Origin of the sequence: Flexilinea flocculi, assembly GCF_001192795.1 — a bacterium.
Classification (GTDB): domain Bacteria; phylum Chloroflexota; class Anaerolineae; order Anaerolineales; family Anaerolineaceae; genus Flexilinea; species Flexilinea flocculi.
Genome location: NZ_DF968181.1, coordinates 35,621 through 53,720, shown reverse-complemented (window position 1 = coordinate 53,720; position 18,100 = coordinate 35,621). Strand labels below are relative to the sequence as shown.

Below are 18,100 nucleotides of genomic sequence, written 5' to 3'. Positions count from 1 at the left end.
TTATCGGATGAGTAATATCTTTCACCTGCTGTTCGAAATATAAAACGAACGCTTCGGCGTTCTTGCGGTTTTGCGCTTTGTGTCAAAGACATATATGATGAATGATTCATAGATTGATCAGTCATTGCGAGGAGAGCGTCAACCCGACGGAACAATCTTTTAGCACTTAAGGATAGATTGCTACGCCTCGACGGGATAAATAACAACGACAGGTTTCATCCATTCCATCTGATTTGTTATCCAATAATTTCATTTATCAATAATCAGAGTAAAACTCGTAAATCTTCAAAGACATATTTGATTCTTTTCCCCGAATTTCCCAATTTCAAATCGCCGATTCTCAATTCATTTCGCAACACTTGAAGTAGTATAATTTTTATAGACAAACTACACGGAAGTCATGGAACCATAATCTTGTTGATGAAAAGCCAAGATTTATTCATAAGAACACAGCACACATCCCGGTAAATATAACTTCTGATGGCATTCTCAATGGATACGTCAGATAAATACAATTGCAACGGTTGGATAAATAGAATAATTGAATATGGAGGAACGAATGAAGAAGTCAAACCTCGCCAAACTGGTCATGACCTTTTTCATGTTGTGTCTGTTCACAATTCCGGTTTTCGCTGCTGATATTGAAACCGAGATTTCTTCTGCATCCTATTATATTACCGGTATGGATGGAAAGATCACGCTGGGAATTTCAAACCCCAATCCAGATCCTGTTTTGTTATCACTCCCGGAATTTTTTACAATAGATCCTTCAGTGACGGTACCTGTCAATTGGGATTTGTCAGAAATAGGATCACCTTATAACCTGCCGGCATTGAGTTCTCCTCCGGATATTCCCTATATCCATGGCTCATTTGAAATCGACGAGTTATTGGCTGCTGACAATGCGTCACTGGATGTATCGCTGAACGTGAATTCCGTAATTGCCAACGGAATTGCATATCGAACAGGGGAATTTTCCGCTATTGGAGATGACGGCCGATATGTATTTGGGATTTTTCCGCAATGTCTTGCTAAAGCTGAATTCTATTTTGTCTACTACAATGAGGGTACATCCATCCTTGATTTTTCCCAAACCGGAATTCGAATCAACGATTCTTATGATGCTGTGTCCATCGGTCCAATCCATTATGCTGAGATTGATCAGGCAGCGCTTGCAACCGATGAGACATTTCTCGCTGCAGTGACGGGAGCAAACTGGACACAAATTCCTGCTGAGGGGTTTGAAAGCGCCACAGCAGGATGTTATGTGTTCCGCGTTATTGCATCCGACTTCAGCCAATTCGCAGGAAATCAGCCAGATCCGGAAGTTGATCTGTCATTTGTGTTGGGAACCACACCGATTCTGATTGAAGGACAGCTCCACTTTGATGCATCCAATACAGAAAATTGTCAGTTGGGTACAATCCGCTACGCTGTTTATGATATGACCGGTCTGGATGGAGCTCTTCAATTGGAACTCTATAATTATGGTACTGAAACGCTTTCGATCGACCTTCCGACAGTTTTGAATTATGACAGCGGATACGCAAAACAGTCTCAAATCACATGGACTTCTCCTGATTCGCCCGTTTCACTTGGTTCAGGAGAACGATTAATCGCATATGGTTTATTCACTGTTGATGAAACCGCTGCTGCGAACGACTCCCTTCCAATCTCGCTAATGATTAACAATCTGCCTGTTGAAGGTACTGCCGTTGCAGGAGGCTATATCACCAGTGATGAACAATGTTTAGAAACCTCGATTGGCAGCACCAACCTGTCCCTGCATTTTTCATTAACCAACCACTATGATCAGGGACGGGTTCTGATTGAATTACCCGGTACAATTCAGGTTCTTAACCAGACTGGAAGTAATCCCGCCTTATCCTATACAAGCTGTACCGATGGGGAAAGGTCAGACTGCCTCACAAGAATCCAAAATTGTGGCATTTATCAATGTATCTACCTTGCACAAGATGAAACGATTGATTTATCAGCATCAGCGACAGCTGCGACTCCGCTGGCTGAAAACCAGATGCAGGTTAAGACATCCTTCCGATACACCTCAGGCAGTGAACTCACCGCAGCTTCACCAGCGATGAGCCTGGGATGGATATCCGATGCATGTTATTCAGCTTCGGATCTGGAACTGACTGCCAATTCCAGCGAATATGATACTTGTGACACGGATGACGGAATTGTCCATGTGAATTACACATTGACGAACCGCGGAACGGGAGCGATCACAATCGACCTGACAAAAATATATTATTACAAAGAATCGGTTACCTATTCCTACGGTGAGGAAGTAACAAACCTTACTTGTTCTCTTTCAAACACCAATCTATGTAATCCGGAGTCTGTCATCATTCCGGCAGGGGAATCGGTCACAATCACTTCCGAATTGGATACCGCAACGCGAATTCTGTCTGAAACTTTTGCGTTTGCAGGCAGTTCTTCGATTGATCCGAATTTATCTATTCCAACGCTCACAGCAACACAAAGCCATAATTACTGTGATGCAGCGTTAAATTTCAGCATCATTTCAGGAACCTATCAATCCCAGGGAACGGGTGCCACAATTTCTTTAACCATCCTCAATGACGGCGAATCGGACGCCTGGTTTGTTCCGGAAAATATTCTGTTCCACGAAACATCAGCCGCTTATACAGGGCAAGTATCCATCGGCCCATCCGCAAAGGCAGTTGCAGCGCTGGTCCAAGGGCAACGATATCTGCTAACCCCGGGTGAAGAAGGTGTCATCACCGCGACGCTTCAAACCGCTGAAGTATTAACCAATGGTCAGATATCCTGGGCCTTTCTTACCGGAACAGGTTCTCAAAATGTAACCGGCACACTGGTAACCAATACGCCAGGACAAAATGGGGATTTGCCGGATTATTACTGGGGTGGACATGGGAGAAAACCTGAAGTGTTGCCTGGAACCGGATTCCCGGCAGGCAAGCGCACCGTGCTGCCGGCACAACCTGCCGCCCTTGCCTATCGCAATCTGAGCGGATTCTCCATTGAAATTCCGATCATCGACAGTTTTGCCGATCTGGTCGTTGTTCCGCAAGACGATGAAACCAAATTTTCAGTGGAATGGCTGGGAGACCGCGCCGGTCTCCTCGAAGGAACAGCCCTGCCTGGAGATGGTACTTCAATCATTGCAGGACATAATCATATTGATCTCGGAAGTGCTGGGCCTTTTGCTTTTTTGCTGAATTTGAAAGAAAATGACCGCATCTTTGTTCATACGGCAGAGGATAAAATCCTTGGATACAGCGTTTATGCCAATCAACTTGTACAACCAGATGATGTCGACGCCGTTTTTCAAAATACAATCCCCGGTTCGCTTGTTCTGATTACCTGCGAGCAGGAGCTTCTGGAAGGCGGATACCAGTACAGAAGAATTGTCTATGCAAAGCCGCTTCTGTAAATTTGGCGATCATATTCGGTGATTTTCTGATAATGAATAAGACCGGTGCGAGATTCAAGATAAGCGATTCATATCGGTCTTTTCATCGATGGAACAAACAGTAAATAGAAATATGAAAAGAATTCATGATTGTTCCAGCAATTCGAATTATGAGAGGGATTAGTTGTTGTTGTGTTGTTTTTGCACGGAGCGCAAAAACAACACAACAACAATTTTTTTCTTTTTTCTCAAAAGGCTTTTCCGTATTTCGAATTGCTAACATTTAATAAATTCGTTGGTAAAAAAGAATATACTTTATATATATAATTATTACCTATTACAAGAAACGGATTATAAGCAGCAATTCGAATTATGAGCGGGAGTATTTGTTGTTGTATTGTTTTTGAGCGGAGCGCAAAAACAATACAACAACAAGTTTTCTCTCTTTTCTCAAAAGGCTTTTCCAAATTTCGAATCGCTGGATTATCAGGATAATCGTCGATAAAATAATTTAGTCCTAATGTCGGATTTAATTAGATCGTTGATGATCTTAACTGTAGAATTGCTTTAATCGATAAATACAAAGACTATTTCAGCAGGTTTTTTCTTTGCCTTTTTCCCCAATGAATTGAGTAATTTATTATTGTTACGAGATTTTATTAGCAGTGTTGAGGAGCGAAATTGAAACAATTCTTTTTGAGTCAGCAGAATATCTCGTTATTAAAAAGAAAACGAATTCTTTTTCTTTTTGCAATATTGTTGATTGCAGTTTTCGTTCAGCCCCGATGGTCGGTTAATGCCGCATCTGCACCGTTGACAATTACGCTCACATCACAAGAAAAATTGTGGCTCGATGCCAACCGATGCAATGCTCAGGGGCCTCGCGGTGCCTGATTGTCATTTCAGATCACAAATACCAGCGCTGCTGCGTTATCCAATGTTGTGGTTAATTTCTCGAGTTTCACAGGTACGAATGCTTCTTATTTTAAGACCCCGAGCGATCAAACGAGAACGATCGTGTCACTGGCTGCAGGCGCAAGTGTGGGGACTTATTTCTATGTAGACTATTCGGAAGTCTGCAACCATTCCAAGGGGGGAGGAGATCCATTCGGGGGATACACTGCCAACTATACAATTTCAGCGACTGCAACAGGATATACCGCGGTGAACCGTGCGGGAACGGTGACAACCAGTACCTTGCTAAGTGCGAATGCAGGCGGAATTGCCCAGAGTTCCGTGCTTGGTCCTGGAGTATTTCTCGGCCAATTGTTGACTCAAAAAGTGGTCTATTCATTTGGAAATAACACCGATTTGTTCTTCCAACCGGCAGGCGAGGCTGGCTTCCCAGATAGTTGTGTGAGACTGGTTGCTTCAACTGTCACTGCCATTTCTGGAGGTGTGACGGGAGTCACAGTTGGGCAACAAAATTATCTTGCGTTCCCAACAGCCAGCATTCCGGGCGGAGGTGGAACGATCACCATTACTTACTCCTGGGAGATTAACTGCCGCAATTCGCAAGTGATGGTGCATCCTTGGTCAGCCGCAAGGAGTGGCTCGCAGTATAAATACACGGGTTTTGCTTCCTCGACAATTCTATCAGCTGCGTTACCTACACTCACCATGGCCAAGACGGCATCTCCATCTACGCTGGCAAGTAATACAGCAGGGCCAATCACCTGGACAGTGGTTTTCAGTAATAGTACACCTGTCGCAATTACTCTTGACTCGATCACGGACGTTTTACCCACTTGTATGACCGTCGCAAACCCGGCTGCCTCTGGCAGTGATGTAACCGCTGCAAATTCGTCCAGCCTCCCATCGGTAGGTGCAAATGGAACTGTTAACTGGATAGGCAGTGGACTCGGCTATCCTATTGCTGCAAATTCATCTCTTAAGTTGATTTATACGACTGCAATTACTGGCTGTCCCAATGGATTTAACTACTCAAATTCGGCAACTGGTCTTCAGGGTTCAACCACTGTTGGACCAGCTACAGCAACGGTTAACATCGGTTTACCCACCGCTTTGGGTTTGACGAAAAACATATCAACTTTATCCTTTAACGCTGTTGGACAAATTCTTACATATACTTACATCATCAAAAACACAGGAACAAGCGGGTCAGTGGACGGTCCATTCACAGTGACAGATGACAAACCGCTCACGGTTTTAGGAATAGACTACCCGGCAGGAGACCCATTTCCATGTGGAAACGGACCGTTGGCAGCAGGCATGACGACGAGCTGCATCGCGACTTACACTGTCACTGCCGCTGACGTCATTTCTGGAACGATAACAAACACGGCTATCGCTGCCGGAAGCGGGTTGACCTCTGATTCAGCCAAAGCTATGACAATCTACGCTGGTCCCGGCCTTTCCCTTACAAAAACACCGTCGCTCCCGACTTTTCAAACTGCTGGGAACATTATTACTTATACTTATGTAATTAAAAATACCGGCAATGTGGTGCTTTCAGGCCCTTTCACGGTTACAGATGATCATATCGGCAGCCCGCTCGGTACTCCGTTTATTTGTGGTTCTGGACCTCTGGCTATAGGAGGGACGACAAGCTGCACAGCGGCTTACACCATTACTTCTGCTGATGCCACCGCTGGATTTGTTCTTAATACAGCTTCCGCCACAGGAAACGGAATTACCACGAATCAGACCCAGGCAAATGTAATCCAGGCTCAAACTCCCGGAGTAACTGTTGCCAAGAGTGTATTACCCACTGCTTTTACGACTGCCGGTAACACCCTAACTTATACGTACACGGTAACAAATACCGGTAATACAACCTTGAGCAGCATCACCATTAGTGATGATCATATCGGCAGCCCGGCAGGCACCGCTTTTGCATGCGGGTCCGGTACGCTGGCAGCAGGGGCAACCCGAACCTGTAGTGTAAGCTACACTGTTACGGCTGCAGACATCGCTTCTGGTTCTGTAAAGAACACTGCCACAGCGTCAAGCATCTCAGGCTCCGGAGGAAACCAGATCGTGGTAAATTCTGATCCTGTTAGCGTGACGGCTAACAAGGCTGCACCAGCGCTTACTATGTCAAAAAACGTAACCGAGACTTCCTACTCGAATGTTGGCACGGTCATCCATTATGCGTATACGGTAAAGAATACCGGCAATGTCTCAGTTACTGGACCGATCACCATCTCAGACAACATGATCAATGGCGGCAGTTCCTTCACTTGCAGCAATAACAATCTTGCTGTAGGTGGATCTATCAGTTGCAATGCAATTTATCTCGTCAATCAAACTGATCTTGATAAAGGCTCAGTGACGAACACCGCCTCGGCTTCAGGTGTTGGGGTGACATCACCTACTGACAGTAAAACAATATACGCCGATCAAACTCCAGCGCTTTCACTGACAAAAAATCCAAGCCTCGAAAACTTTACAGCTGCCGGTCAAACGATCGCTTACACATATACGATCAGAAACACTGGCAACGTGACTCTGAATGGCCCATTTTGGGTCAGCGACGATCACCTGGGCAGCCCCCTGGGAACTCCTTTTACCTGCGGTTCAGGCCCGCTGACTCCAGACGCCACTACGAGCTGCACTTCATCTTATACAACTACAGAAACTGACTTGACTGCCAGAAAAGTTACCAATTTCGCCAGTGTGTCAGGCAATGGTATTACATCAGCCGTCGCTTCGGCCACAGTGTCGGTTCTTGAGAGCGATCTCTCTATTAGTAAAAATGACGGCTCAGCGACCTATACAGCGGGTAATCCGATTAGTTATACGATTATTGTGAGTAACAATGGTCCATCGAATGCGAATGGAGTAAGTATCTCTGACGCAGTTCCAGCAACAATTACCGGTATCACACAGAATTGTGTGGCGAGTGGAATCGCAAGCTGCGGAATCGATGCGTCATCCGGTAACGATATTTCCTTCTCTGGAGTGAACATCAATGCAGGAGCAGCAAATTACTTAACCATCACCGTAAACGGAATAATCTCTGCAACCATGACTGAACCTCTGGTTAATACTGCCACAGTGGTTGTTGGTACCGGACAAGTCGATCCAATTTCAGACAATAACACAGCTACAGATACGGACACATCACAACCGCAGACTGAACTATTAATTTTTAAGAGTGATGATCGTGGTACCTATACGGCAGGAAGCCCGATCAGCTATACGATTATTGTGAAAAATAATGGTCCATCGAATGCAAGCGGAGTAAGTATTTCAGATACTGTTCCAGTCTCGATCACCGGGGTCACAGAAAACTGTGTAGCAAGTGGAACAGCAAGTTGTGGATCTAATGGTTCATCAGGCAACGACATTTTATTCACCGGAATAAGTATCAATGCCGGGGCTGCTAACTACCTGACAATCACGGTCAATGGCACGGTTTCTGCGGGGGCCAGTGGAACTCTGGTAAACACCGCAATCGTTGAACCTGGAACAGGTCAAACCGATCCAATCTCAGGGAACAATAGTGCACCGGATGCAAATTTAGCGAATCCTCAAACAGATCTCATAATTACGAAAACTGCTGGAAGTGGCTCTTATACGGCAGGAAATCCGATCAGCTACATCATTAAGGTCAGCAACAACGGTCCGTCGGATGCAAGCGGAGCAAGTATTTCAGATACTGTTCCAGACTGGATCACCGGGGTCACAGAAAACTGTGTCGCAAGTGGAACAGCAAGTTGTGGAGCTAATGGATCATCAGGCAACGACATTTTATTTACCGGAATGAGTATCAGTGCCGGAGCAGAGAATTACCTTACGATTACAGTCAACGGAACGGTGTCTGCGTCCGCAAGAGGGAACCTGGAAAACACCGTGCAAGTAAATGCTGGCTCTGGTCAAACTGATCCAACTTCTGAGAATAACAGCGCGACCGAAAGTGTAACTATTAATCCAGCGCTGGCACCTGTTATCACGAAAGTTTTTTCTCCAAATTCCATCCCGGTTGGCGGTCTAACAACATTGACGCTCAATATCACTAACCCCAACACCGATACTGCTTTGAGCGGGGTAGCCTTTTCAGATACATATCCAGCAGGTCTGATCAATAATTCACCGCTAAGTACGATCAATACCTGCGGCGGAACACTGGTGGCCAGTGAAGGCGGAAACACACTCTCTTATACGGGTGGATCTATCCCCGCCAATGGCACTTGCAGCGTTTCTGTGGTTGTTAAAGCGACTTCTTCTGGCTCATTAACCAATACCAGCAGTGAAGTGACTGCGGTCAACTCTGATCCTGGCGGGGCGTCTTCTGATGTGTTGACAGTAATCGCAGTTGCAGACCTGGGTATCACAAAGACCGATGGAGTTTTGACTGTTAAATCCGTAGATTCTCCTCTTACTCCTGTCACTTATACACTAACGGTTGTGAACACGGGTACCATCACAGCCGCAGGTGTGGAGCTGAAGGACACGATTCCAGCAAATCTTAACTTTGTAAGCAGCACTTGTGGAACACCTGCAATTGAAGGCTCAATTTATACATGGGCATTGGCAGATATTGCTGCCAATGCGTCTTACAGTTGTACTGTGACTTGCTCAGTCGCTGCCGGGTTAAGTGATGGCACACGGATTAGTAATTACGCTCACATCTCCACAACATCTACAGAGCCAAATCTGACCAATAATGAAGTTGCAGATATTAATATTGTCCAATCAACGGATGCGCCAGATTTGAGAGTGACCAAGACAGATGGTCAAACGTCCGTTTTATCTGGAGATACGATCACATATACCATCTCATACACGAATGCCTCTTTGACAGCGGATGCCACAGGTGTCGTATTAACGGACACAATCCCATCCAACGCTTCTTATATTTCTTCCAGTGATAGTGGCGTTAACGTCGGTTCCACTGTGACCTGGACGATTGGTAATTTGGCTGCTAATGAAACAGGTACAAGAACTGTTACCATTCAAGTAAATGATTCACTGTTATCAGGCGCGGCGGTGCTAAACCGGGTGAACATTCATGGCACTGAAACTGATTACAACCTGATGGATAACAGCTCTACAGATAGCGATGTGGTGGTGGCGCCTTATGTGGTGATCGAGAAGAGTGTGTCCGGCGATGCCTCTATTGGTGGTATTTTGACCTATTCCATCCATTGGCAAAATAACAGCACAGCCGATGCTGCGGAGGTGGTCATCACAGATGCTATCCCATCCCATACAACACTTGTTCCTGGAAGTATCACCGCTTCCGGTTCAGAATCGGGCGGAACTATCACCTGGAACCTGGGTACACAGCCACCAGGTTCGAGTGGGACAGTTTCATTTCAGGTGTCGGCAGCGGAAGGTGCGGGTGGAGATGTCAGCACGACACCAAGCCTTAGTACCGAAACCGGTTCTGGCAGCGTCACCGTGGTCAGTAAAACCAGCGCTTACACTACGCTGCCATGGTGCGATTCCTCCAGGTGCCTTGGTTATAAGACAATATACCAGGGGACAGGAAATGCCAACAGTGTCGGTCCAATAGGCTGGAATGATAATCCGCGTGCTGTTGCTGCAAGCGACGCAGACGCTTTTGCCAGTTCTCCCTGGATACAGCCCACCGCTGCAGATGTAGAAACATTTTACTGGATGAATTCTTCAGTCTTAAATGCAGAATGGACTGCGGCTCAAACTGATTATCAACTGACCGGCACGATAGCTGTCACGCAGGGAAGTGATTCTGTAACTGGAACAGGCACATTATTCACAAGCGAATTAACTGTGGGAGATTCCATATCCATTGATAATAATGACTACAAAGTTGCTTCAATAACTGATGATTTTCATTTGACACTTACCGCTCCCTATGCTGGTGATACGAATAGTGGATTATCTTATTACACTGAAGGTATTGTAGATCCCAATTACTCCTTCTTCCGCCAGGCTTTCTGCCTTCCGCTCAACGCCAGCAATCTGAACGGCACCTTGAACATTTCCAGTGATGATACCTCATCCATTTATATCAATGGCATCTATCTGGGTCAGCACACAGGAGCAGGCGCCTACGGAACTTACTCAGGCGCAAACAGTATTCAGTCTGGTATCAACATCCTCGCAGTTGAGCTCGAAAACAATATTCATAATGGACATAAAGTATATTCAGGAGGAGACCACAGCGGTCTGCTCTTTAATCTGCAGGCCAATTATGGAAGTTTGCGTCCCTTTGCTTCCGCGCCAACCATGATCATGACTGGGCAGGCTGCTACCTTTACGATTGATGAGAATGCTCTCGGTGGACGTACTCCCTACGATTATTCGGTTGATTTTGGTGATGGCAGTTCAGCGCCATACCAGGCCTCGACCACAATAACACACGTATACGATGCTCCTGGTGTTTATGTCGCTCAAGTGACAGCACGTGCTCAATATGGTTGCACAGGCACTGATCAGGTTACGATTAACGTGCTGCCTATTGGAAATCAGATTTTGGCCAACACAGCCAACGTGGCATATAAAAACTCCACTCTTACAGGAACTTATGCAGGTCAAAGTGGAGCTGGTATCAACCTTTTGCCCGGATTGATCCTGGAGAAGACGACTAGTACGTCCGGATACACCATGGTCGGTGATACGATTAGCTACAATTTCACTTTGACGAACAATGGCAATGTAACATTGACTGCTCCCACGATTCGTGATGACCATATCGGTGAATTCAATTGCGGCACCGGTCCTTTGAACCCTGAAGCCACCACAAGTTGTACGCAAACTTATACTGTTACACAGGCCGATTTGGATGCAGGAAATGTAAAGAACATTGCAACAGGGCATGCCAGCTTCAACGGTGATAATGTAGACTCAAATGTAGATGAAGTCACGGTCAGCGGTTCCCAATCCCCATCTTTATTACTGACCAAGACCGCAGAACCCTCGATTTATTCCGCGGTGGGTCAGACCATCCAATACACCTATACGATCAAGAACAACGGTAATGTCACCTTATCAGGTCCGTTTTCCATCACGGATGACAAGACTACCGTGGCCTGTACGCAACCTGAAGATGGTTTACTCTCTCTCGATGAAGAGATGACCTGTGCCGCTGTCTACAAAATTACCCTGGGCGATTTGGATAGCGGCATTGTAACAAATAACGCTACAGGTCATGCCAACTTTAAAGGTGTTGCTGTTGATTCAAATTCAGATGATTTTACGGTGAATGCAACCCAATCTCCATCTATATCGTTGACCAAGACCGCAGAACCCTTGACTTATTCCGCGGTGGATGATGAAATCACCTACAGCTATACCCTCACAAATACTGGCAACGTGACTCTTTCAAGCCCTTTCAATATTACGGATGATCATATCGGCAACCCTACCAATACTCCGTTTGATTGTGGTTCTCTTACCAGTCTGCCTGTAGGAGAGACGACAAGCTGCACAGCGACCTATGCTATTACCCAGGCTGATTTGGATAGCGGCAGTGTAACAAATACCGCTCAAGGTCATGCCAAGTTTAATGATGTTCCGGTTATTTCAGAGCCAGATGTTTTTACGGTGAATGCAATCCAATCTCCGGAATTGTCGGTGACCAAGACGGATGATCGCAACCCTGCGAATTTTAATACACTCGGTCAGGTTGTTACTTATACGCTGACTGCTACAAACAACGGTAATATCACATTGCACAATGTTACCGTCAGTGACTCGCCCACACTGGATGATTTTACCTGCGATCCGCTCAACGGATCTGTCCTGGCTCCAGATGAGAAGTTGACCTGCAGTGGCAAGCATACGATCAACCAGGACGATTTGGACAATGGCTTCTTTAATGACATGGCGAGCGCCTCAAGCACTGAGATCACTGCATCGAATGCAACGAATGTGATCAATGCCAATCAGAATGGACTGCTCAGTTTGACCAAGACGGATGATCTCAGCCCTGCGAATTTCGATACACTCGGTCAGGTTGTTACTTATACACTGACTGCTACAAACAACGGTAATATCACATTGCATAATGTTACCGTCAATGACTCGCCCATGCTGGATGATTTCAGTTGTGATCCTGTTAACGGGTCTGACCTTGAACCATTCGCTTCGATGGTCTGCAATGGTACACACACCATTAACCAGACTGACCTGGATAACGGCTACTTGATTGATACGGCTAGCGCTTCGAGTGACGAAGCCACGGCTCCTTACAGTAGTGTTACGCTCACAGCCACGCAAACAGCCAGGCTGGAATTATCAAAAGCTGCCAATCCATCGGAATACTATCAAGTGGGTCAGATCATCAACTACACATATACCATCAAAAATACCGGCAACGTCAACCTGACTGGCATTTTCTCCGTCTCAGATGATAAGGCCAGTGTAACCTGTTCCGCACCAGAAGATGGCACTCTTTCTCCGAATGAAGAGATGATCTGCTCAGCGACCTATGCTATTACCCAGGCTGATCTTATAACGGGTATTGTCACGAACTCAGCTTTTGCAAGTGGCTTTTTTGGCTCAAATCCGATTAACTCAGATCCAGTCGATGAAACAATCATTATCGGTGAAATTCCCTCTATTCTCGTCGTAAAATCATCAACCACAAATGAGATTTCATCAGCCGGTGATGTTGTGCCTTACACGTTTACTGTGACCAATCAGGGAGAAATGCCCTTGACAGGGGTTACGGTGGTTGATCCTAATTGCACAGGCAGTATCAGCCTTCCGACAGGAGATACAAATTTAGATGGTAAATTGCAAGTCGATGAAAACTGGATTTATCATTGCAATCACACAGTTACCCAGTCTGAAATTGATGCTGGTGGAACCCTTTCGAATACCGTCACAGTCGACTCCAATGAATCGACGCCATATACCGACACGTTGGAGATCAATATCGTACAAAATGCAGGGTTGACCTTAGAAAAAACTGCTGAGGAATATACTTACAATCAAGTTGGAGATATTCTCCATTTTTCTATTACTGCCCATAACTCAGGAAATGTAACTCTGACAGCCGTAGAAATTAGTGATCCGAAAATTACCGGTTTGGATTGCGACCTCGACATACCTGCCATACTTCTACCAAATGAATCTCTGGTTTGCAGGGGTACCCATATCGTAGTTCAAGCAGATCTGGACGCTGGTTTTTATTCAAACGCTTCAAGCGCCAGCGGCACTCCTCCTGACGGTACAGCTCTTACTCCAAATTCTGACCTGATTATCTATGCTGCTCCTATGATTGGCCTTGCTAAGAATCTGGTTTCTATTAAACCAGTAACTGGTTCTGCTGGAACCTGGGATGTTGAATTTGGTTTTCTGATTCGTAATTATGATGCCAAATTGATCACTGGGTTGCATGTTGTTGATGATCTTGAATCGACATTCCCTGTTCCTGCAGAAATCCTGAGTATTCAAGAATTAACTAGCCCCACACTTCATGTAAACAACGGTTTTAATGGGATTTCAGATCAAAACCTATTAACTGGTGAAGATATCCTTGCAGGCAACGCAGATGCGACTATTACACTTGTAGTGCGGCTGATCCCAGCTTCAAGCTCATATTTTAATACTGCTCAGGTAAGCGGGATTGATCCTGATGGAAAAACGGTTGGTGATGCATCTGAGAATGGGACGAATCCTGACCCGGACGGCAATAATATGCCAGGAGACAATTGGACGCCTACTCCAATAACTTTTAACGCATATATTTTCGACCCACCTCATGGCGTTAAAACTTTTGATGCAACAGGTCTTCCATTATTGGAATGGACGATGGAATGGATCAATAATACGAATATCATTGCGATCAATGCTGAGATACATGATCCGATCCCGGTAGGCGCCAGTTATAGCGCCGCTGGTATATCCAGTGGATATGGTTTGCCCGCCTCATACCCTCCCGGGTCAACAAATATCGGAGTCGCATGTACGGATTCTTCAACGATAACCACCACCGAACTTTGTTATTACGAAGGTCCGACACCTGCGAATCCGCGCGGGCAGATCATCTGGAAAGGAATACTTGGACCCGATCTGGGAGGGTTTGATCCGATTGTGGCTGTAAACGATTTGCAAATCAATTTCTTTGTGAAGGTTAACGACGGCATCACTGGCGTAGAAAATAGAGCCACCATCGATTCTGATCGAAATGGGGATGGTGATACGATTGATTCTGGCGAAACAGATGTCGCTTCCGCTGACGCAAATTGGAAAACAATTCCACCGATACCTGAAGTGTTGCCTGAAACTGGATTTCCGGCAGGCAAGCGCACCGTGCTGCCGGCACAACCTGCCGCCCTTGCCTATCGCAATCTGAGCGGATTCACCATTGAAATTCCAATCATCGACAGTTTTGCCGAACTGGTCGTTGTACCGCAAGATGATAAAACCAAATTTTCAGTGGAATGGCTGGGAAACCGCGCCGGTCTTCTCGAAGGAACAGCTCTACCTGGAGAAGGTACTTCAATTATCGCAGGACATAATCATATCGATCTCGGAACTGCAGGACCTTTTGCTTTTTTGCTGAATTTGAAAGAAAATGACCGCATCTTTGTTAATACGGCAAAGGATAAATTTCTTGTATACAGTGTTTATGCCAATCAACTTGTACAACCAGATGATGTCGACGCCGTTTTTCAAAATACAATCCCCGGTTCGCTTGTTCTGATTACCTGCGAGCAGGAGCTTCTGGAAGGCGGATACCAGTACAGAAGAATTGTCTATGCAAAGCCGCTTCTGTAAATTTGGCAATCATATTCGGTGATTTTCTGATAATGAATAAGACCGGTGCGAGATTCAAGACAAACGATTCATATCGGTCTTTTCATCAATGGAACAAAGCTTTATCAGATTAAGCAGCGGGGTAAAAGATGGGAAGGATTTATTGTTGTTGTGTTGTTTCTGCACAAAATGCAGAAACAACACAACAACAAGTTTTCCCGATTGGTTCGAAAAACAAGTTAATATTTCGAATTGCTATTCAGAGAGTTCGTTCAAAAGAATTGGATGCGTTTTATCATAAAAGGTCAAGCTTGCGAAGCGCATAGAGAATCCCATCCTGATCGGCATCCAATGTAACGAAATCCGCAATGGCCTTCACTTTGTTATCCGCATTCCCCATAGCAATGCCTGTCCCGACATGTTTGAGCATATCGATATCATTGCCGCCATCACCAAATGCAGCCGTCTCATCCAGACGGATATGATAAGCCTCCAACATTTTATCAATACCGACTGGTTTACCGCCATCTGCAGAAATCACATCCACATAATTTGGAAACCAGCGCAGGAATTTGCATGCAGGGAGGAAATTTTTCAGCCGAAATTCTTCAGATTCCTGAACAAAGATGTTTAATTGATATACTTTATGTGTCTCAATGCGTCTGACATCATCGACCGGATCCATTTTTTGGGTTTGACCGATCGTCTGATACAAATTTATGATCCGATCATTGATAAAATTGTTGTAACTGTAATCCAGCTCCATAAAAGTACACGCAATTTGTTCTTTTTCAAGAAAAGGTGTTAAAAGACGAAGGTCTTCCTGAGAAATCCAATTTTCATAGACCAATCCGCCGCTGTGATAACAGTATTGCCCGTTCATTGTAATGAATCCGTCGAATTCAAAATCCATCATATCCTGTACATATCGGATATTTTTCGGCGGGCGTCCGGATGCCAAAAAGAGCAGAATACCTTTTTGATGCAATGACAGTAAAGCTTTTTTTGCAGATTCCGGAATCTGTTGCGTCTTCAAACTGATCAGCGTTCCGTCGATGTCAAAAAATATTGCTTTAATCATTCAATATGTCTCCTTGTACCTCAATCGGCATTCTTTTGTTCATGAATCGAGAATTCATTATAACCATTCTGTCAGTGAACCGCAAAGTGACCAGCAGCGATTCGAAATGTGAGAAGAATTATTTATTGTTTTTTTGATTTTGCGCGGAATGCAAAAACAACACAACAACAAGCTATCCTTCATATATATCAAACAGCTGATTCTTCAAAGGGATCGTTTTTTGAAGTAAAATTTATTTCTCGATATGAACAGCAATTGCAGATGATGATCAGCAATTCGAAAAATGGGGAAAATTCTTTGTTATTGAGATGTTTTCCCCGATTAATTCGAATAACAAGTTGATAGCTCGCATTACTGGATTAAGATGAAAATCCTGATGAACAACGGAATATTTGAAAACGATAAAAAAGGAGAAAATGAAATGATGCAAAAGAGAATTATCATCACAGATAAAGCTCCCAAAGCGCTGGGTCCATATTCTGCAGGCGTAGCCGCAGGTAATCTCATTTTTACGGCAGGACAATTGGGCATTGTTCCGGAAACGGGTGAACCGGCTTCTGACGAAATTAAAGGACAGACCCGTCAATCGCTCTTGAACATATCAGCCATTTTGGAAGCTGCAGGTACAGAATTAAAAAATGTTGTCAAAACCACTGTTTTTTTGCGGGACATGAATGATTTCGCAGCGATGAACGAAATTTATGCTGAATTTTTCACCTCCGATTGTCCGGCTCGATCTGCTGTCCAGGTTGCAAAACTTCCGAAAGGAATGGCCGTCGAAATTGAAGTGATTGCTCTGGTTCCATAAACCTATGCCGACTGTCTCGGTTATCGTTCCATTTTATAACGAAGAGAAAACCATTGAATTATTGCTGGATGCTGTTTATGGACAGACATACCCCGCATCAAAAATGGAAATCGTCCTGGCAAACGGCAATTCCAGTGATCATTCTGTGGAAAAAATCCTTCAATGGCAAAAAGAGCATCCTGCCCTGCAAATTAAAATTGTTGAGAATCCAAAACGGATTATCCCGTCAGGATTGAACCTTGCGATTCAGCATGCATCGGGCGAATTTATTATTCGCCTGGATGCTCATTGCATTCCCGCAGAAAATTATGTTGAACTTTGCATTGATGCCCTGCAGGCAGATAAAGGATCCAATGTAGGCGGACGCTGGGATATTCAGCCCGGCAGCAAGAAAGGAATTGCCCGCGCAATCGCAAAAGCGGCCAGCTCACCGTTCGGTGTTGGGGATGCAAAGTATCGATACAGCGAAGAAGCATCGTATGTTGATACGGTTCCTTTTGGAGCTTATCGAAAATCCACACTCCTGGAACTGGGAGGATTTGATGAATCGCTGCTGACCAATGAAGATTATGATTTGAATGTCCGCCTTCGAAGGAACGGTAAAAAAATCTGGTTTGATCCGAAAATACGCTGCACTTATTTTGCTCGATCATCGTTGACAGCACTGGCAAAACAATATTGGCGATACGGGTACTGGAAAATGCGGATGCTGCGAAAAGATCCGCGGAGTTTACGCTTGCGCCAATTGATTCCCCCTTTATTTGTCTTCAGTATTCCAATGCTCTTGATCGGGCAGCTATTTTTTTCATTTTTTGCAACTGTGATATCATTGGAATTAATTGCGTATATCATGGGATTGACATTGATCGCGATTCGAGCTGCCGGAGATGAAAACGACCTCGCGCTGTTTTGGGGGATGCCGGTTGCGATTTCAGTCATGCATTTCTGTTGGGGAAGCGGATTTCTTTGGAGTTTGCTGACGCTCAGCAGGAAACGTAAATCCTGAATAAAAGGCTGGTTTTGTTTGATACTGAAAATCAAAACAATAAACCTTCAAAATAATTGTATTGACACCAATTGTAAAAAATTCCATTTTTCAATACAATCTATTCAAATTTTAAAGAAACGAAACTGA

Annotated in this window: 6 protein-coding genes; 5 read left to right on the top strand and 1 reads right to left on the bottom strand. The window is 44.8% G+C overall.

What is annotated here, in order from left to right; all coding sequences use genetic code 11:
- Positions 1-559: 559 nt before the first annotated feature.
- The 3 genes from ATC1_RS05225 (at position 560) to ATC1_RS05210 (ending at position 15,097) form a co-directional block, all read left to right on the top strand.
- Positions 560-3,439 carry a sortase domain-containing protein gene (locus ATC1_RS05225; protein WP_062279062.1) on the top strand — a complete coding sequence of 960 codons (2,880 nt, stop codon included), beginning with the start codon at positions 560-562 and terminating at the stop codon, positions 3,437-3,439.
- Positions 3,440-4,099: 660 nt separating this feature from the next.
- Entirely contained in the window at positions 4,100-4,312 is a 213-nt protein-coding gene (locus tag ATC1_RS05215; protein WP_062279058.1) for a hypothetical protein, read from the top strand.
- The gene (locus ATC1_RS05210; protein WP_062279056.1) at positions 4,313-15,097 is read left to right on the top strand and encodes a DUF7507 domain-containing protein; all 10,785 of its coding nucleotides are present in this window, start codon (positions 4,313-4,315) and stop codon (positions 15,095-15,097) included.
- 274 nt (positions 15,098-15,371) lie between these two features.
- Here the strand turns inward: ATC1_RS05210 and ATC1_RS05205 are convergent, their stop codons facing one another.
- A complete protein-coding gene (locus ATC1_RS05205) occupies positions 15,372-16,157 on the bottom strand; it encodes a Cof-type HAD-IIB family hydrolase (protein WP_062279054.1) in 786 nt (261 codons plus the stop codon).
- Positions 16,158-16,581: 424 nt separating this feature from the next.
- Here ATC1_RS05205 and ATC1_RS05195 point away from each other — a divergent pair, with 424 nt between their 5' ends.
- Both ATC1_RS05195 and ATC1_RS05190 read left to right on the top strand, forming a co-directional pair.
- Positions 16,582-16,965 carry a RidA family protein gene (locus ATC1_RS05195; RefSeq protein ID WP_062283932.1) on the top strand — a complete coding sequence of 128 codons (384 nt, stop codon included), beginning with the start codon at positions 16,582-16,584 and terminating at the stop codon, positions 16,963-16,965.
- 4 nt (positions 16,966-16,969) lie between these two features.
- Complete coding sequence (locus tag ATC1_RS05190; RefSeq protein ID WP_062279050.1) at positions 16,970-17,971, top strand: glycosyltransferase family 2 protein; 1,002 nt, start codon at positions 16,970-16,972, stop codon at positions 17,969-17,971.
- The last annotated feature ends 129 nt before the right edge of the window (positions 17,972-18,100 follow it).